This is a genomic window from Streptomyces sp. NPDC015346 (assembly GCF_043078785.1).
Classification (GTDB): Bacteria; Actinomycetota; Actinomycetes; order Streptomycetales; family Streptomycetaceae; genus Streptomyces.
The window spans coordinates 887,136-903,933 of record NZ_JBIBTW010000003.1 but is presented as its reverse complement, the minus strand read 5'-3'; the positions used below and the strand labels follow the sequence as shown (position 1 = coordinate 903,933).

Sequence of the window (16,798 nt, the reverse complement as noted above, 5' to 3'; positions counted from 1 at the left end):
GGGTGGCCGGGCGCCAGCCGGTGGGGCTGCGCCGGCGCCCCAGCTACCACCCACCCGGCCCTACCTTGCCGGACTCCACCTGCGTGCCTCGGTGATCTGGCTCAAGAACCTCACCTGAGACCTCTATTGATCACGACTCATACGCGCCCTCACTGCCTCGTTCTGAGTGCCAAGAGCCCTGCTCTCGCACTGTAGATGCCACCAGAGAGGGTGGAATCACTCAGATGAGTGGTTGCACATAGTCTTGAAAAGCCGGTAAAGGAAAACGGGATTCGGCACATCTCCAGTCAGACGAAGCCGCGTCGGCCCATGCGCCTGGAGCAGGGCCTGGCGAATGTTCTCGGGCGTGACCGGGCCGCTGCCTTCCTCGCACCACCCATGCGGGCAGTCCACACATCGCCCTTCGGTGCCCCACCGGAGCGTGCCACGGTCGAAGAACTGGCCGACTCGCAGATCGTCGTGCCTCCGCAGGCACTGCACCGGCCCGTGACCTGTACTCCTTGCCTGATCACAGGGTCTCCTTCGCGTCATGGGCCAATGCTGGGGGCGTCCCCCGGCAACGCTCAACGGGTTTACCGAAGTTGAGCCAGATCCCCGTTTCACTGTGACGAACCTGGCGTGGGCCTGCGCCGACACTGGTCAGACACTGGCCCGCGCGCCGCAGTGGCCGCCCGCCGACGTCCCCTCCTGTCCGCCGCACCGCCGCCGATCGCGCCCTGACCCGCCTGGTGAGTGGGGGCCTTTGGTTCTGTTCCAGACTCAAGGATGCTCACCACGGCATCATGCCTGGCGCCTCACGACCATGATCGACCGGCCGGGTCCCGTCCACTCACTTCCGAGCGATCCCTCACCACTGGGAGGTGCTGTGCCCACCCTCCCGGGCCGTCGAGTTCCCACTGCACCCATAATGCGCGGGTGAGCGACTCTCCCTCTGCGGGCCCCCTTCCTCTGGTTGCCGACGCGATACCGCCAGGCGCGGCCGCGTGGCGCTCCGGGGATGCCGAACGCTGGCGCGAGGCTGCGCCGCGGCCCTGGGCCGACCCGCTGTGGGCCTTCCTCCCCCTGCTGGCCACGGCGGTCTGGGCGCTCGCGGACGCCCCGCACCCGGTGTGTTCCACGGCCACACCCTGTGCGTCGGACTGGTCGGGTCTAGCGGGGGCGGTGGTCCAGGTGCTGACGTTGGTCTGGCTCTGGCGGCGGCCCGGCCTCGCGCTGCTCACCCTGACCGCGTCGATCGTGTCCCTGTTCGTGGACGGCACCCTCATGGAGCCGTCCGTGCCGAACACGGCCCTGCTGCTCGCCGTCTTCTACACCACGGCCACCCTGATCCACCGGGTGAACGCCGTGCGGCAGCAGCGCTCGCTGGCCCTGGCCGCGGCGGGCGCGGTTGCTTCGGCGCGCGCGCCGCTGACCGCGGCTCCCCGGAACCGGCTCTTCTCCGTTCTGGCGGCTGCGCTGCTGCTCGCGGTGTCAGTCTTCGCCGTGTGGCAGGGGCTGCGGGTCGCCTTCGACCACGACGAGCGGGCCGCACGGGCGGAGACGACCAGCGCCGTCGTCGTGAAGGCCAGCGAGGACGACCTCACCTTGAAGGTGCGTTTCGTGGACGACAGCACCCACACCTTCGACGTGCTGTTCCCCAAGCAGTACGAGGCCAGCGCACGTGTGGACGTGCTGGTGGACGACGGCTGGGTGCGGCTGGCGACCGAGCCGTACGACACGTTCGGTTGGGAACTCCTCGTCCTGCTCACCGCGGTGCCCGGCCTGGCCTTCCTCGCCAGCCGCGCGGCGGCCCCCCGTTCCGGTCCTCAGCCGGTTCTGAGGGTCCTGGTCCGCGGGGACCGCGATGAGCACCGGACCTGGGTGTACGCGGCGGACGACCGGGCGGGCGCAAGGCCGGTGCTGTACGTCGACGCAGTGCACGAGGACGAAGAGGAGGCGGACGAGGAGCGGGACGAGTACCCGGGTTCGCTGCGCGAAGCGGTGCTGTTCGGCACCCCGCACACGGGCGGTGCGAGGCTCACCCTAGTTGCCGCCCGCGCCGGGGGCGGACCGCTCACGGCGTGCGCCATCGCCACGATCCACCCCGCACCGGCGTGGGGGGCGCTTCCCGCCACCAAGGGGTCGCCACTGGTCCAGTCGGCCGACCAGACCTCACGCGTGATGGCGATCGCCGTCCTCGCGTTCCAGGCCGCCGCCATCTGGGGCATGTTCTCCGAAAGTCTCTCCTGGCAGTGGGCGGTCGCGGCCCTCCTCCTCGTCGGGCTCATCAGTTCGGCCGCCACCGCCCTGAGCTGGCGTATCACCGCCGACAGCGCCGGCCTATGGCTGAGGGGTCCCTGGCGCGTCCGGCACCTTCCCTGGGACGAGATCACCGCCGTCGACGCCGACCACGGCAACATCTGGATCCGTACCACAAACGACAACGACGCCTGCCTGTCCCCCGTCGGCTGGCCGTGGCTCGAACGCCGCCTCGGCCGCCCACCCACCGCCGCCCGCACCGCCGCCACGCTCCACCCCCTCCTCCACCACCCGAACCTGCGCCCCACCAGCCCGTCCTCCTCCGCCCAACACGGCATGCCCCTGGGTCCCGTGCTCACCGGCGCCTCCCTGCTCTGGGCGGCAGCAGTCCACTTCACACTCTGACGGGGCGAACGCCCTGATCCTCCGTCGACGGCGAACGCGGTGGCCCCAACAGCCGCCTGAATCAGTGAGCAGCCGGGAACGACGGCGGGGCCGGGCAGGGTGATCCTGTCCGGCCCCGCTGTCGTCTCGTCAGCCAAGTCGAGCGTCTCCTGTGCGAAGTCGGCCGGGGCCGGACGGGGCAGGGGCGGCGGCGGTGCGCCGTCCTGGCGCGCGGCCTCCCAGCGCCCGATCAGCTCGTCCTTCCATCCCTTGGGCGGCGGCCACGGCACGCCCCAGGCGGCGAGCTGGTCACGCTTCCAACCGCCGGCGGGCGTGCGGGTGGCTTCGATCTCTTCGGGCGAGGACAGGTTGGGCATCTTGCGGCCGCCCACGAGGAACAGGGCCGAGGCGGGGTGGGACAGGCTTTTGGCCAGTTGCTCGCTGTCCGCCGCAACGGTACGGAGTTCTGCGGCAGTCGTGGCCGCTTCGGCCTTCGGGTCGCTGCCCTGCTCCATCGTGGTCTTGTCGCCTGCGGCCAGCATCTCCAGGACGTCGGCAGTCTGCTCGAACGCCTGCGGGAGCCGGTCGACCAACGACTTCAGCGCCTGGGTGGCCTCCGGCAGAGCGGGCGCCGACAGGTCCTTCGCGCCGCCCAGCACCACGCGGTTGAACTCTTCGATCAGGTCTCGGGCCTGCCGCACCAAGACCTCGGCGGCCTTCCCGCTGCACACGCGGCCGCTCAGTCCGTGGCCGTGGATTTCCAAGCAGCGATGCCACCCTTCTTCCCAGTGCCACCAGCCCTCCGTCGCACCGTGTTCCAGGAGCTTTCGGATCCGCGGCAGGTCCGCCCCTGGCGGGATATCCAGTGCGACCATCCGGAATCTCTCGATACCTTCGCCTGTCGTGCCGAGCTTGTGGAAGATCTCCAGGACGCTCTGCCGGGCTGCGGCTGATCCGCCGTCCTTGAGCACGATCAGCCGGATCGTGCAGTTCTCCGAAGCTGGGACTGTCTCTCCAGCCCAGCGGATGCCCTCATCGTCGATCTCAACCCGGATGATGTCGTCGCTGGCGACGCCACGGACGAAGCACGGGGTGTTGTCCAGCCGCACAGTGCCGTCGCCGAGGTCCACGGCCCACAGGCTCTCGACGCTGCCGGCGGCCAGCCGTCTTCGTCAATGTCCATCCGGAAGTGGACCTTCACATGGTCGTCACTGATGTTCGTCACGGCGCCATCATCCCCGCCACCATCCACATGATCGGACGTGGGAGTGTGGACGGAAGACGTCACCGGATCCGGACGGTAGCGCAGGTGAACGTCGTGTCCTGGAGCAGCGCCAGATGACGGCGATGTCAGCCAGCTCCTCAGCATCCCTTGGACTGCGCAGGTGCTGTCAGTGGCCTCTGTCAGGATGCCCCGGTCAATATCGTGATGGAGAGAGCATGGGCACTTGGGACGTCGGCCCCTTCGACAACGACACCGCAGCGGACTTCTGCGGCGAACTTGATGAGGCAGCCGCAGGCGAGCGCACGGGCCTGATTCGTAGCATTCTCACCCGTGCGATCGACACCGCGGGCTATCTGGAAGCACCCGAGTCTGAACAAGCCGTGGCTGGGGCTGGCCTCGTTGCCGCGCAATGCCCTGGGGGTGAGCCGGCCGATCCGGTCTATGGGCCGGAAGAGTCCCTTCCCGACCTCACCGGTCTACGGAACTCGCCCTACACGCCCTCGACCGGGTCACGACCGAGCCGTCCGAGCTGATGGACCTATGGGCGGAATCGGACGGCGGACCCTGGCGTGCGAACGTTCGCCGCCTGCAGAACGTGCTCCTGCCCAAGCCGCCCGGAGACCAGCTCAGCCTGCTCTGACCCACCGCAACCGCTACTCGAACCGGAAGGCCATCATGAGCTGGGACGTACTTCTCCTCCACCTGCCCGACGATGTCACCTCGATGGAGGAGATCCCCGCCGACTACACCTCGCCCCCGCTCGGCCGGCGCAACGACGTGCTCGCGGCTGTCACCCAGGCCGTTCCCGATGTTGACCTCTCGGACCCGGCGTGGGGTGAACTTTCCGGCCCCGCGTGGTCCATCGAACTCAACATCGGCTCAGACGATCCGGTGGACTCCGTCATGCTCCACATCCGGGGCTCCGGTGACGATGTGCTGATGCCAGTCCTCCGTCTTGCCAAGGCTCTGCGGTGCAAGGCGCTCGACTGTGCCGAAGGGGATTTGATCACTCCAGGGGCAGACGTCGGGCTGGCACGCTTTCCAGCAGTTTCGCGATCGAGGGGTGGGACCCTCTCAGTGATACCTCCCGGTCACACCGCCAGCATCCGCCCCGTCCACCCTGAAACCCGATTGGGCCTTGAAAGCATGCTTCCGCCCGGTCGGATGGTCACGTCTGATGAGGGCGACGGAGATGTACAGCCCTTGTGGCTCAGTGATGGTCCTGCCACGGCCGAGCTGTGGACGCGGATGCAAGCCGAACACACACGCTCCGGCCTGTGGCCGCTGCTGCTCGACTCGCTGGATCCGAATGACGGCGAATTCCGCCCGTGGGGATCCGGGGAAGTCTTCCCCGAGCAAATGTCCTCCCCGACAAGCCACGCCGCTGCGGGCCTCCTCGCACAGTGGTGGGCGACCTACACAGCCGTCGACGAAGACGACGACATGCTCGACACCGACAGGCGCCTCGCCGTTACGGCGCCCTTCGGACAGACCTGGCCCGGCCTCGCGTCCCGGCGGGAGACGACAACGAACCCCGATCAACTGGCCGCCGAGTACGCGCAGGCGTTCCTCGCCAACCGCCCCCAGACACGTCTCGGGCTGGTCACCGCAGCATCCGGTGCCGAGGCGCTGACGGCCGCGGGCTGGTCCGAGCCCTGCAACTACGACAACGACACCGCGAAGTTCTCCGCAGTGGTCCGAGGTTGGGAGCACCGGTTCGGTGCTCGTGTCGTAGCGGTCGGCTTCTCCACGCTGCACCTCAGCGTCGCCTCGCCTCCAGTGGACGAGCACGAGGCTCTCCTGGTCGCGGCCGAGCACTTCGCCTTCTGCCCGGACAACATCTGGCAGGGCAACAGGCCGTACACACTGGCCGCATACGCCGAGCGGATCAGCGATGCCCACCACTGGGAGTTCTGGTGGGACTGATCCGCTCCCCAGAAGACGTTCGACAAGGAAGTGGCTTTCAGGTGTGCTGGGCTGTCAGGCGACGGGCGGTCTGTGCCACCCGTGACTGCACCCGCCGGAGCAGAAGCGCTCGCGGCGCCGCGCATCGGCAATCGAGAGCACCGCGATCAGCAGCCTGAACGCCTTGCGGCGTTCGTCGAGGAGTGTGAGGCAGGCGATCTTCCCCAGTTGTTCGTCGATCCGGCCTCGTGAGATCAGCACTGCGGGCGTATGCGTCGGGCGCAGCTCGGAACGGCGGATGCTCTCCGGCGCGTCCTCGGTGACTGCGCGCGCCTGGACGCAGTGGTGGCGCAGGAACAGCAGCGCCTCAGACTGCTCTTCCTGGCCGAGGCCGTCGAACCATTCGATGCCCTCTGATATCGGGCGGATCCCCTGCGCGAGCTCGTTGAGCAGGACGTCGCGTTCGTTCATGACTGCCTCCCGTCGGACAGACGCCGCTCCGCAGCGGTGATCAGGATTCCGAGCAGCACCGCCAAATCGGCCGCGCCTTCGGCGTCGTCGGCCCAGCGGGTGGCCTGCAATGGGTGAACCTGGTCGAGGAGGACGCCTTCGCGTGCCAGGACGAAGGCCAACGCCAGCATGGCCGCGCGGGCGTTGCCGTCCTCGAACGGATGGAAGAAGAGGATGTCGAGGTAGGTCCGGGCGGCGCGTGAGGCGAGGGGTAGATCAGGTTGAGCGCTCTCGGACAGGCAGCGCTCGAATCGTGCCCGCGACTCGGGTGCCAGGCCGTAGCGCTCCTGTCCGGCTTTCGCGAAGGCCGGCATCGTGCGGAAACCGACGAAGTCGCGGCCCAGCACGGTCCGCTGCCACTTCGCCATGAGGGCGAAGGTCAGCGGCCTGCCCTGCTCCGCGTCGGCGAAAGCCAAGTCGAGGGCGGTCAGTACTCGCGCGTTTCCCTTGCTGTCACGTCCGCCTCGCGTTGCCAAGAAGAAATTCCGGAAGCCGTCGCGGGCCGGCGCCTCCGAGACGAGGCGTGTGCCGCGCCAGGACGGCCAGGAGATTTCCGGCCGGATGAGCAGCCAGTCGGCAAGGCTGTCCTTCGGCTGGCCGAGTGCGGGAGTCATCTGATTTCGCCCACGCCTCTGGCGAACCGCGAGCTCAACGCGTCGACCACCGGAACGTCAGGTGCGATCCAAGTGCCGAACCGACCGCCGACCGCGCCCTCGACAATCTTCTGTGCCTGGCCCTCGTCGATGCCGTTGTAGGCGAGGAACCATCGGAGGACTTGCATACAGTGCCCGTACCAGCCGCTCTCGGCCTGGGTGCGGTCAGCCACCACGGTGACCAGGCGTGTGCACGCCCGCCCCCAGTACCAGTGGTCCGCCGAAGACATCGCGGTGTTCTCCGGCGGGGCCAGGGCCGCGAACCGCTCCGCCAGGTCCTCCAGCCAGCCACGCCATTCCTGAAGGGCCTCGACAACCAGTGGGGCAGTCGCCCCCGGGGTTGTCACGGAGTCGGATGAACAGCACCACACCTCGACGACGCCTCCGTCGACGTCACCCTCACCGACCGACCAGTTCCATCCGCAGACCCAGCGGCCGTACCGGCCCGCCAGGAACTCGGTGACCGGCTCCAATGAACGCCAGCGGTCCTCGCGAGCGACTTCAGCGCTGGGCAGCAAGGGCACGACCAGGCCCGCCAACTCCTCCGCCGCAACGGCGTCCATCTCGAACGAATGTCGAGCCGGATCCACATCTGCCCACGTCAGGGCATGCGCCCACAGTTCACTCACTGTCCCACTCTGCCTTGCGCAGCCACCCTGACTCCACTCCATATCGGCCCTGCGTTCCCGATGCTGTCGCCATGGTCTAGCTGCGGCTGACGCTCGATCCCGTCGGCCGTCATTGTCGGCAGTCATGTGGTCGTCGGAGCGTTGTCGGTCGGCTCGGGGACGTAGCCGCAAAGCTGCGGTGCGCATTCGGCCTCGTGGTCTCGGCCCCATTGGGAGGTGTCTCGCTCGATGGAGCGGACACGGTGAACGAGCCGCAGCTGGGCTTTGCGGGGCAGAGTCGAGGGCAACGCTGTGAAGGTCTCCGGGCGTACGGCGACCAGGCCGCTGACCTGCTCTCCGTTGCACATCTGCAGCAGCGTGGTGCACTGCCACCAGCCGATCTTGCCGCCGCGACCGTCTGAGTTGCCAGGCCAGTAGTAGTGGGCCGGGTCGGGGAGCAGATAGTGGACGGCGCCGGAGGCCAGGTGAGCCCGGAGCCATGCCACGCTTCCACCCAGGCCGAGCCGGAGCCGTCGGGCCTCGTCGTGCAGGGCGCAGACCGCTTCGGTGTCGAGGGCCTTGAGAACGTTCGCTTCTGCGGGTAGCGGCTGCCGCCCGGCGGGGGCCTTGACCGGCCAGCGTCTGAGCAGAAGGCCCACCCGTTGCCGCGGTGTCATCGGCGACGGGGCCCTGCGGGATTGTGGCAGAGGCGGGGGTGGCGTCCAGCTTCGCCCTGCCTGTTCGATGTGACGCAGCATCCATGCACGAGCGTCCGGGCCGGCGGTGTTCCACACCCAACTCATCGGCCGTTCGGTCATCGCCTGATCGAAGCTCCCGATGGGCTCGCCCTGGCGGGAGGGCCTCCTGGCACGTGGCCGTGCGACACCCGGAAGGTTGTGGCTCAAGTTGGCCAGGAACCTGATGCGGTCCAGAACCTCGTCATGGGAGGTGTCCTGCTCCCCGCGCTGTGGCATCCCGGCCAGATGCCGTATCTCGGTAAACGCCATGGCCGCCAGGAGCACGGCTATGTCCCGGTCGAGCTCGGCCTCCTGCCTCCTCATGCCGATCCACCCTCAATGCCGCCCTCAGAGCGGGTTGTCCGGGCCTGGGTATGCGACAAGGAAATGCGACGGCGCGCGATGTCGACCTCAATGATCTTCACGGTGAGGGCGTCGCCGACCTCGACGACGTCTCCGGAGGATTCATCCAGTTCGCTGGTGTGCAGGAGCCCCTGGAAGCCGTCCTCTCGGTCTTCGATGCGGACGAAGACGCCGAACGGCACGATCTTGGTGACCGGCCCGATGACCACTTGGCCGATCCGCTGCGCTACCTGTGGCCACGGGTCTTCCTGCACCGCTCGGAGCGACAGAGGCACCCGTTCCCGGACGATGTCGACGTCGAGAACCTCGGCTGTGACCTCCTGGCCGACGCTGACGACGTCGGACGGGTGGTCGAACGGGCGCCAGGACAGCTCCGGGATGTTGATCATCGCGGTGAAGCCGCCGATGTCCACGAAGGTGACGCCGCAGCTGGCGATGGTCGTCACCGTGCCGGTGACGACCTGGCCGCGCCGCAGGGTCTTCAGGAGCGCCCAGTCCCGGTCGCTGGGCGTCGGCTCGGTCTGCCAGCGAGCGCGCAGAACGCCGTCGCTGTCGGGCAGCACAGCGGTGAACAGCGGGAGATCTTCACCGGCATACATGGATACGACGCCGGCAGCACGCGCGCTGGCGAGCTGGGAGGTCACTGCCTCGAACTGGGTCTCGTCCATGACCGTGCTCGTGATCTGCCCGTCCTCGTCCTCCCACACGATCTCCGCGAGGCCTTCGGCGGGCAGAGCGGCCACGGCCTTGTCGACCTCGGTGAGCAGGTCTGGCCAGATTGCCAGTTGTGCGCGTGGGGCCAGCTGGGAGCGCACAGTCTCGACGTTGTCGCGGGTCAGGCGGTGCCACCGGGAGGCGTTGACGGCGGAGACCTCCTCCATGAACACCGCGCGGTGGGCACTGACGGTCCAGTGCAGGCGGGCCCAGAAGTCGGCGTCGGCCGGCCGCTGCACGTACGCGGGGTCGTCGGGCGCGAAGTCGTACGGCGAGGCGTCCAGGCGTTCCGGGAACAGGCCGAGCGCGCGGGTGCGGGCCAGTGCGGTTTCGCAGGGCAGGTTGCTGCCGATGTAGAGGTACTGGTCCCAGCCGACGTGCACGGCGAACGCTCCCTCCGCCTCCAATCGGCACCAGGCCCCGTTGTCGCGGAGCATAGCCCGGACGAGTTCCATGCCGGCGGCCATCGGTACCAGGGCACCGTCGTGGAACCCGGTGAGGCCAGCTGGGAAGAGGTCGGCCAGGCCGTAGCCGTCGACCGGCGGCTCCAAGCCGAAGTGGACGAAACCGCCGATCTGCGGCTCGCGGATGACCAACTGGTCGACACCGGTCTCTTCGGCAAAGGCGGCAATGGCCTGCAGATATGCGGTTTCGACCGGTCCGTGGTCACTGGTCGCAGGCTCGACGCCGACGTAGTGGCCGTGCTGATCGCGGTCGGCGGGGTCGTAGGTGACCTGGTAGACATAGGGCAGCACGTCATTGCCCGCCTGAGGTCGACGGTGCGGATGCGTTCTGGTGGCGTTCAAGGACGCGGTAGACGGTGGCGCGGCTGACGGAGAAGAGCTCGGCAAGGTCGGCGATGGTGTGCTCGCCGGACTGGTGCTGCTGGACCATGTGGCTCTGCTGGCGGGCGCTGAGCTTGGGCTGCTTCTCCTTGAGCTTGCCCTTGGCCCGCGCCACCGCCATGCCTTCGCGGGTGCGCATGCGCAGGAGGTCGACCTCGAATTCGGCGAAGGTGGCCAGGATATTGAAGAACATCTTGCCCATCGGGTCGGCGGGGTCGTAGAGGGTGCCGCTGAGCGAGAGCTTGACGCCGCGGGCGGTGAGGGAGTCGCCGATGTCGCGGGCGCCGGGTACCGAGCGTGCGAGGCGATCAAGCTTGGGGACGACGAGGGTGTCTCCGGCGCGCACGGCCGCGAGGGCCCGGGCCGGTCGCGGTTGGTTCCGGTCAGTCCGTGGTCCAGGTAGATCCGGTCCTCGGGGACGCCCCGGCCAAGCATGATCTCGCGCTGGGCAGTGAGGTCCCGCTTGTCCAGACTGCATCTCGCGTAGCCGACGCGTTCACTCATGCCTGGAGCGTACGTAAGCCCCCGCTCAGCATACAGATCACCGGACACCCTAAATGAGACGCCGTCAGCGCAGATCGATCTCTCGCGTCTGTCAAGATCATCACTGTTCGTTGGGGGTTCCCCTTGCGGACACAGGAGGAGGCCGCTGTCAGTACCCTGACGCGGTGATGACCAACACCCTCTTGTCTAGAGCGATGAGCGGCACTATCAACCCGCCCCTGCTCCCGCTGCCGGATCGTGTCGCAGAACTTCTGTCGGAGCTAGGAAGCCCACCGCGACTGGCAGCTCACCTGCGCGCCGTCCATGACGTCGCGCACCAGCTGGTCAACTGGGTGGAACAGCACTACCCCGCCGTGATCTTCGACCGCGAGGCGGTGCTCTTCGGGGCGGCCACGCACGACATAGGAAAGACGGTGCACCTCGCCGAGCTCTCCGGGCCCGGATCGGTACACGAGGAGGCTGGGCAGGTTCTTCTGCTCGGCCACGGCATCAGCCCGGAGCTGGCGCGCTTCGCCGCGACTCACGCGTCATGGGTGGACGCGCGGGTCGGCCTGGACGACCTGCTGGTCAGCCTCGCCGACAAGATCTGGAAGAACAAGCGCGTCCCGGATCTGGAAGATCTCGTCGTGGCACGCCTGGCCCAAGCGACTGGCCGGGCGGCATGGGAGGAGTTCCTCGCGCTCGACGGGGTTCTCGCTCGCATCGGCGACACTGCCGACGAGCGCCTGGCGTTCCAGGCATCTTTCCCGATCTACAACTGAGGACCTGGGGCTGCTCGGTGGCTTCAACTGAGTAACCGCCGCGGGGCCCGGACAGTGCCGGGTCAGACGTCGAGTCGGTCAAGGATCTGCGTGAACTCGTCGGACTCGATCAGACCCGTGAGTACCTGGGTCATGGTGCTGATGCCGATCGCGGACGATGAGACCGTCCGAGGACCAGAAGTAGCGGCCACCCAGGGCTTCCCCGCTTTCGGCCCATCTCGCCATGATGACCTCGACTTGTTCGAGGGCGGTGATGGTCGCGCTCCAACGGGATCCGTCGTTGAGGTCCACGAAGACGTCGACGTGGTCCACCGACTCCAGATCCTCGCCTGCGTTCGACAGGAAGGCTGCTTCGAAGTGCTCCATGCGAACCCGGCACCAGGGCCCGTCCCAGCGGCCCGGCTGCGTTCTGTGGCTCATTGGGCGAGTGTTCCTGGCTGAACCGTCCAGCTCAACCGGGTTCTTCTGGCCTCCCTCCAGCCGGGCTGTAGTTCACCGGCCAGGGCCGTACGGCGGGATGGTCCAGCGCAGTACCGCTGCGCATGCGCGGGCTTCGAGGCTGGCGGGGTAGACCTGTCCGTAGGCCCGCTCTCCGCGGTGGCGCATGGAGTGGTCCCTAGAGTCCCAACTGAGACCCAGCACTGAACATCCTTCGAATTCGACGGCGCCCGCGAGCAGTGGGTGACTCCATCCGGCCCGGTTTAATCGGTGGAAGTCGGTGTGGGCGTCGACCGCGACCATCAGGCCGCTGCCAGGCCCTTCGCGGGTCCAGGTCTGGGGCCGTTCGGCGACGGCTTCGGCCTCGACCAGGGGAGGGTCGAGCCATCCGCGCGGGCCGTGTCCGCTGGGGTGCTGAGGGATGCGGTCACCTCCGAACTGCGCATGGACGGTGTCTGCGTACTCGCCCCAGTAGGTGACGCCCGCCGCCAGGCCATCAGTGGACGAGCCGTCCAGCGCCTGAGCGTCGCCGAGAACCATCCCGCACCGGTCGACCGGCAGGTCGCCGAGCTGCACGGGGGCCGCCGCCATCGGGGCCGGACCAGGGCGGGCCGAGGTCGAACCAGGACGGCGACCGTCAGCCCCCCGTCGAACGGTGAGGCCGATGTCTGGGCGCGCACCCGCAGGGGCCGGTCTGCGGCGGCTGCGACGGCGAGCGGCCGGCCCCGGAGCTGTTCGGTGTCGACCTGGCCCGGGTCGCGCTGCTCCAGCCGCGTGAGGCCGCCAAGGCCCGCGGCGAGGACGGCACCCGGAAGGCAAAGCGCTGCACCCGCACTTCGGACTGTCCGGCGCGACGGGCCGGGAGCCGACCGGGTTCGCCGCCGTGCTCCAGGGCTTGATGGCCGACCGGGCCTGGGACGTCCCGGCCGCTCGCGGCAGCGTCCTGGACCAGTGGCCGGCCATCGCGACCACCGTTTCCCCGAACTGCACGCGCACGTCGCCTCCGTCGCCTTCCACGCGGAGAGGGGGCAGCTGGTCCTGCGCCCGGCAGCATCCTCGTCGTCACGTACGTCGAAGTCGACTGAGCGGACGAGCGCGCTGGCCAGCTGGTGGTCTGCCGGGCGCCGGCGCCGCTGCTCGTCAGCGGCGGGCGAAGGTCAGGTTCCAGCAGCGCTCCAGTCCCAGCCCTTCGAGTTCACGGCTGTGGAGCTTCCAGCCCAAGACCTCAACGCGGTTGATCGCACCGTTGACTTCGGAGTCTTTGACGGCCTTGAACGGACTGGGGTGGAACCGATACGTGAAGGTCGTGTCCCCTCGTTCGTGTGCGCTTCGGGCGCCGTCGTCGATGCTCTGTATCCCGTTCTTCGCAAGCCACTTCTTCAACATGCGCGCAGCGTAGGCCGCCTGCCCGGAGCGCGCGGACGGTTTCGCGCCCTTGTGACGGGTCCGGGCTGATAGGGGCGGAACATAGATCGGCCTGCGCCAGACCGTCGAGCACCCGCCTCAACGTCTCCGGATCAGGCTCGTCGACCGTCCCGCCCAATGACGTCATGCATGAAGTAGCTCATTGACCAATGACCTCATGCGGCGATCCACGGGACACTGCCTAGTCCAAAACTCCATCGTGTCCTTCGGCGAGCGCTGAAACCTGCACTCACCTCGGCGGACGTTCGTGGGCGGCCGTCCTTAAGGTTGCGTGCTGCCTGCGCCACTGCGTCCCGTCACTCCGGCCGGTCACCCGGAAGTTCCCCGGGACGGTCGGCGGTACGGCGTCGCCACCGAGAACCGGCGGGGTGGGCCGGGGGGCTGACCCTTCAGCATCTGGCCGCCGTCGCCCGTCAGGCGCAGGTAGTAGTCGGACAAGCAGGCAGTACCGTATGGCCTTGTTGGTCGTGGACGGTAACTGGCCCCAGTTCTGGGCTCAGTGCCACCAGCCATTGATCGGAGCGCCATCCCCTGCGCAGGCGAACCATCCCTGGTACCCCAAGGTCACCTTGCCGACCACGTCGCCGGACGGACTCGCGGCGACGGCAGGGCGGGCCAGCGTGTTCCGCCCCAGCCCCACGACACCGACGACCCCTGCCGCAGCAGCCGCTTGGCTCAATTACCCAGACCCATGACAGCGGCAAGGCCAGACTACTCTGCCCTGTGCAAACTCCGCAGCTGCCGGGAAGGGAAGGCGTGATCTTTTGCCGTAAAGGTCACAACGAATCCATCACGGTCTGTCAGCGCCAGTTGGTAAATGACTGACCGATGTTATTGCGTCCATGTCCTCCATCGCATCTGCGGAGGGTCGCATTGCCCGGACTCGACAGCTTCTTCAATGGAGTAGTTTCCGAAGTACACGCATTCTGCGTATACCAGCTGCATGGCGTACCAGCAGATCGCGATCAGCGTTACGAGCGCCAGCGCCGAGGCCAGGTGTCTCCATGTAGGGGGTCCGGATGTGGGGCGAATCATGATGATGATCATAGGGGGCGGGGTGTGAAGCGCCTGCCTCCTTACCCCGGCGCCAGCCCCCTCCTCCCTGTACCGCCCTTGAAGGGTGCCCGTCGGCTTGCCCCGCGTTCGCCCGGATCCCCTATTCGGCTGCCGAGCATGTGGAGCGAGCTACGCTCGCTCGACGTCGGCGCTTGTTGGTCAAGGAGCCTGCTGGTGACGTTCTACGCGTTGGCGTGCGACCTGTAGCGTGTGCCGCTCGGTGGAGGCGCCGTCTGCCTGCCGCGGCAAGGAGCCGTAGCGATCAGTAGCGATCTGGTCGATACGGGCGCTGTAGCGGCTTGCTGCTGCTTTGAGTGCCTCTAGCGGCGGTAGGAGGTCTTCTGCCGCGCGCAGGGAGCGCAGTACGTCTCGGGTCAGTTGCATGAGCCGGGCCAGCTCGTCGTTGACCGTGATGCTGCCCAGTTCCGCGTGGCCCTTTCGGGCAGCGGCGCGGCGGGCTTGTTCCTCCATGGCCAGGATCACTGCCTGGCGTCGGCGCTCGAGGGTGCGGAAGGTGTGGCTTCCAGGGTCGGCCGCTACCGTTTCCGCGGCCTGGACAGCCTTGGCCAGCTTCGGCGAGAAGCGGGTGGCGGCCAGCGCGGCAGCCTCCTGTTCCTTACTTGCGGCTTCTCGGCGCTGCTGCTGCAGTCCGGGCCATGAAGGGAACTCCTCCCTGCCGGCGAGCTGGGATTTGGTCCGCGGGCTCGCCTTCTCGGCCTTGGTCAGGCGGCTGTCCCACTGACCGCGCAGGGTGAAGCTGTAGGCGCTGCACCCGACAGTCCCCCATCCGCCGTACCCGTGCGACCAGCGGCCGTTGAAGCGGGTGATCGCCTCTCCGCAGTTACGGCACAGCTCGGATTCCTGACTCGCCAAAATCCACCCCCATGGTGTGTCTACCGGCCGACGCTGACTTCGTATGAAGGCCAGCGCTTCATCCTTGCATCGCGTACTGACATGGCGCATGGGTGGGCCGGCAACCCGGCTTCGTAGGGCTGTCCGGTAAAGGTGGCGAGCGGTGTGGGGCGCTCGGCCAGCGCCTGCGTCCGCCCAGCTCCTCAGGGTGACTCTCTCTGTCTGGAGCCGTCTGTGCCGTCTGTGCTGAGGGGCGGATTGCGTGCCGGTCGGCCGTCCTCCGCAAGCCGGTTCGGCCATGAGGCCAGGTTCACCCGCTGTGATTTGCTTGGCGTCGGCGCGTCACTCAGGCCACGGCGCCGTGCGGTGCTACGGTCTGGTGGCCGGTCTGCGAAGGACTGAACCGTGTGACAGAGCTGTCCCGGACGCTCAACGTCACCAATAGAGGGTGTGGGGCACCCACTTCGCGCTTGGATGCCATCCGTTAACACGCACTGCGTGGTGATCCAGTCGGCCGGGCGACAACGAAGGACTCACCGTGCCCGCCTCACTTCGCCGCCGGACCGCCCGTCTCCGTGCGTCCTACACCCGGGAGACTGCCTCACTCGCCGCCCTCGGAATCATCCGCCGCGACAGCGATAAGCTTCCGCCGCGCAGCGGTCTGGGGCTCGACACCTGCTCGGCGCCGCAGCGGCGGCTGCGTGCGCTACTGGCCCTGGGCATGTTCAACAGCGGTCCCACCAGCTGGTGGCCGCGCCACATCACGCTGGCCGACGTGACCCGCTACACCTTCGTCGTCTCCCCCCGGCACGACGATCTGGTGATCACCGCCCGAGCGCCCTACAACGTGGCCTGCTGGCTGGTCGGCCGTGACAGGCTCCCGCAGATCGGACTGCCGGGGCTGCGTGTGGACAGCTCCTACGACGACGGCTGGCGTCTGCGTCACCTGCCTACCGGCGCCACTGTGACCGTGACCGGTGACCGCCACGGCCGCCTGCAAGGTCCCCTGGACCGCGAGAGCAACTACGCCCGCCTGTGGACCACCGACGTTCCGGTCAGCGACGAGGAGCACGCCGTACTGAACGTCCTCCCCCGCCTGAGCGCCGACATGGAGACCCTTCTCGCCGCTCTGTCCGTAAGGCTGTGCGCCCACGCCCCGGACGGTAGCTGGGACATCGGCATGTGGTTCAACGACCTCACCGAGCGGCCCAGCCGCGGGCACGCCCACCACCGCAGGCTGTCCGTCGAAGGCGACCGGTGCACCCTTCACTGGGACTCCGAGCCGTACCCGGAAGACCTTCGTGCCGCCCTCACCGGTCCCGTCATCGGGCTTGCCGGCACCCACGTCCAACCGGACGGCGAGGGATGGAGTCTGCAGTACGGACGCGCCCGTCTCCTTGCGCATCCCGTGGCATTCAGGCGCCCTGAGGGAACGGATCCGGCGTAGGGAGGGAGCCGGCGGGCAAGGGTGGCTCTTCGCTTTTGGCTGCTCCTGCGGGAACCGCCCACGGTTCCCGCAGCCGCTCCACCGGACTGCGTAGCGGATTCTGGAGCTTTCCCCTTCGTGATCCTTTCCGCAG

At 68.0% G+C, this 16,798-nt stretch carries 14 protein-coding genes and 3 pseudogenes; 6 read left to right on the top strand and 11 right to left on the bottom strand.

The window, feature by feature from the left end; translation table 11 throughout:
* Window positions 1–915 precede the first annotated feature (915 nt).
* Together ACF06X_RS14930 and ACF06X_RS14925 are read left to right on the top strand one after the other, a co-directional pair.
* Window positions 916–2,643 carry a PH domain-containing protein gene (locus ACF06X_RS14930; RefSeq protein WP_392287654.1) on the top strand — a complete coding sequence of 576 codons (1,728 nt, stop codon included), beginning with the start codon at window positions 916–918 and terminating at the stop codon, window positions 2,641–2,643.
* Between the two features lie 392 nt (window positions 2,644–3,035).
* Complete coding sequence (locus ACF06X_RS14925; protein ID WP_392287653.1) at window positions 3,036–3,575, top strand: hypothetical protein; 540 nt, start codon at window positions 3,036–3,038, stop codon at window positions 3,573–3,575.
* Here ACF06X_RS14925 and ACF06X_RS14920 read toward each other — a convergent pair.
* A pseudogene (locus ACF06X_RS14920) lies at window positions 3,468–3,731 on the bottom strand (DUF4265 domain-containing protein); the annotation flags it as partial. The gene ACF06X_RS14925 and the pseudogene ACF06X_RS14920 sit on opposite strands and share 108 nt — an antisense overlap.
* Before the next feature lie 331 nt (window positions 3,732–4,062).
* Between ACF06X_RS14920 and ACF06X_RS14915 the strand changes: the two are divergent.
* Together ACF06X_RS14915 and ACF06X_RS14910 are read left to right on the top strand one after the other, a co-directional pair.
* A pseudogene (locus tag ACF06X_RS14915) lies at window positions 4,063–4,487 on the top strand (DUF4259 domain-containing protein).
* Window positions 4,488–4,522: 35 nt separating this feature from the next.
* The gene (locus ACF06X_RS14910) at window positions 4,523–5,773 is read left to right on the top strand and encodes a DUF4253 domain-containing protein (RefSeq protein ID WP_392287652.1); all 1,251 of its coding nucleotides are present in this window, start codon (window positions 4,523–4,525) and stop codon (window positions 5,771–5,773) included.
* A 54-nt stretch (window positions 5,774–5,827) separates the two neighbouring features.
* On the opposite strand, the gene ACF06X_RS14905 is transcribed toward ACF06X_RS14910, so the two are convergent.
* From ACF06X_RS14905 to ACF06X_RS14880, 6 genes are all read right to left on the bottom strand, one after another.
* On the bottom strand, window positions 5,828–6,223 hold the full coding sequence (locus ACF06X_RS14905) for a DUF5958 family protein (RefSeq protein ID WP_392287651.1): 396 nt from the start codon (window positions 6,221–6,223) through the stop codon (window positions 5,828–5,830).
* Window positions 6,220–6,876 carry a Fic family protein gene (locus ACF06X_RS14900; RefSeq protein ID WP_392287650.1) on the bottom strand — a complete coding sequence of 219 codons (657 nt, stop codon included), beginning with the start codon at window positions 6,874–6,876 and terminating at the stop codon, window positions 6,220–6,222. Before ACF06X_RS14900 ends, ACF06X_RS14905 begins: the two co-directional genes overlap by 4 nt.
* Window positions 6,873–7,544: a hypothetical protein gene (locus ACF06X_RS14895; RefSeq protein ID WP_392287649.1), complete on the bottom strand. Its 672-nt coding sequence runs from the start codon at window positions 7,542–7,544 to the stop codon at window positions 6,873–6,875. Before ACF06X_RS14895 ends, ACF06X_RS14900 begins: the two co-directional genes overlap by 4 nt.
* A 122-nt stretch (window positions 7,545–7,666) precedes the next feature.
* Window positions 7,667–8,584 (bottom strand): hypothetical protein, encoded by a 918-nt coding sequence (locus tag ACF06X_RS14890; protein WP_392287648.1) that lies wholly within the window; start codon window positions 8,582–8,584, stop codon window positions 7,667–7,669.
* Window positions 8,581–10,092: a S1 RNA-binding domain-containing protein gene (locus ACF06X_RS14885; RefSeq protein ID WP_392287647.1), complete on the bottom strand. Its 1,512-nt coding sequence runs from the start codon at window positions 10,090–10,092 to the stop codon at window positions 8,581–8,583. Before ACF06X_RS14885 ends, ACF06X_RS14890 begins: the two co-directional genes overlap by 4 nt.
* Before the next feature lies 1 nt (window position 10,093).
* Window positions 10,094–10,528, bottom strand: coding sequence for a recombinase family protein (locus ACF06X_RS14880; RefSeq protein WP_392287646.1), 435 nt, complete (start codon window positions 10,526–10,528; stop codon window positions 10,094–10,096).
* Window positions 10,529–10,853: 325 nt separating this feature from the next.
* Here ACF06X_RS14880 and ACF06X_RS14875 point away from each other — a divergent pair, with 325 nt between their 5' ends.
* The gene (locus ACF06X_RS14875; protein ID WP_392287714.1) at window positions 10,854–11,447 is read left to right on the top strand and encodes a phosphohydrolase; all 594 of its coding nucleotides are present in this window, start codon (window positions 10,854–10,856) and stop codon (window positions 11,445–11,447) included.
* A gap of 62 nt (window positions 11,448–11,509) precedes the next feature.
* Here the strand turns inward: ACF06X_RS14875 and ACF06X_RS14870 are convergent.
* From ACF06X_RS14870 to ACF06X_RS14855, 4 genes and pseudogenes are all read right to left on the bottom strand, one after another.
* Window positions 11,510–11,867 (bottom strand): annotated as a pseudogene (locus ACF06X_RS14870) (hypothetical protein).
* A gap of 72 nt (window positions 11,868–11,939) precedes the next feature.
* On the bottom strand, window positions 11,940–12,476 hold the full coding sequence (locus tag ACF06X_RS14865; RefSeq protein WP_392287645.1) for a hypothetical protein: 537 nt from the start codon (window positions 12,474–12,476) through the stop codon (window positions 11,940–11,942).
* A 549-nt stretch (window positions 12,477–13,025) separates the two neighbouring features.
* Window positions 13,026–13,271, bottom strand: coding sequence for a hypothetical protein (locus ACF06X_RS14860; protein ID WP_392287644.1), 246 nt, complete (start codon window positions 13,269–13,271; stop codon window positions 13,026–13,028).
* A gap of 1,254 nt (window positions 13,272–14,525) precedes the next feature.
* Window positions 14,526–15,239: a hypothetical protein gene (locus ACF06X_RS14855; RefSeq protein ID WP_392287643.1), complete on the bottom strand. Its 714-nt coding sequence runs from the start codon at window positions 15,237–15,239 to the stop codon at window positions 14,526–14,528.
* Window positions 15,240–15,756: 517 nt separating this feature from the next.
* Here ACF06X_RS14855 and ACF06X_RS14850 point away from each other — a divergent pair.
* The gene (locus ACF06X_RS14850; RefSeq protein WP_392287642.1) at window positions 15,757–16,665 is read left to right on the top strand and encodes a hypothetical protein; all 909 of its coding nucleotides are present in this window, start codon (window positions 15,757–15,759) and stop codon (window positions 16,663–16,665) included.
* Window positions 16,666–16,798 lie beyond the last annotated feature (133 nt).

Excerpts from the sequence above, each read along its gene's own strand:
- ACF06X_RS14910 (WP_392287652.1), top strand. The coding sequence starts at position 4,523 with ATGAGCTGGGACGTACTTCTCCTCCACCTGCCCGACGATGTCACCTCG.
- ACF06X_RS14905 (WP_392287651.1), bottom strand. The coding sequence starts at position 6,223 with ATGAACGAACGCGACGTCCTGCTCAACGAGCTCGCGCAGGGGATCCGC.
- ACF06X_RS14900 (WP_392287650.1), bottom strand. The coding sequence starts at position 6,876 with ATGACTCCCGCACTCGGCCAGCCGAAGGACAGCCTTGCCGACTGGCTG.
- ACF06X_RS14890 (WP_392287648.1), bottom strand. The coding sequence starts at position 8,584 with ATGAGGAGGCAGGAGGCCGAGCTCGACCGGGACATAGCCGTGCTCCTG.
- ACF06X_RS14875 (WP_392287714.1), top strand. The coding sequence starts at position 10,854 with ATGACCAACACCCTCTTGTCTAGAGCGATGAGCGGCACTATCAACCCG.
- ACF06X_RS14865 (WP_392287645.1), bottom strand. The coding sequence starts at position 12,476 with ATGGCGGCGGCCCCCGTGCAGCTCGGCGACCTGCCGGTCGACCGGTGC.
- ACF06X_RS14860 (WP_392287644.1), bottom strand. The coding sequence starts at position 13,271 with ATGTTGAAGAAGTGGCTTGCGAAGAACGGGATACAGAGCATCGACGAC.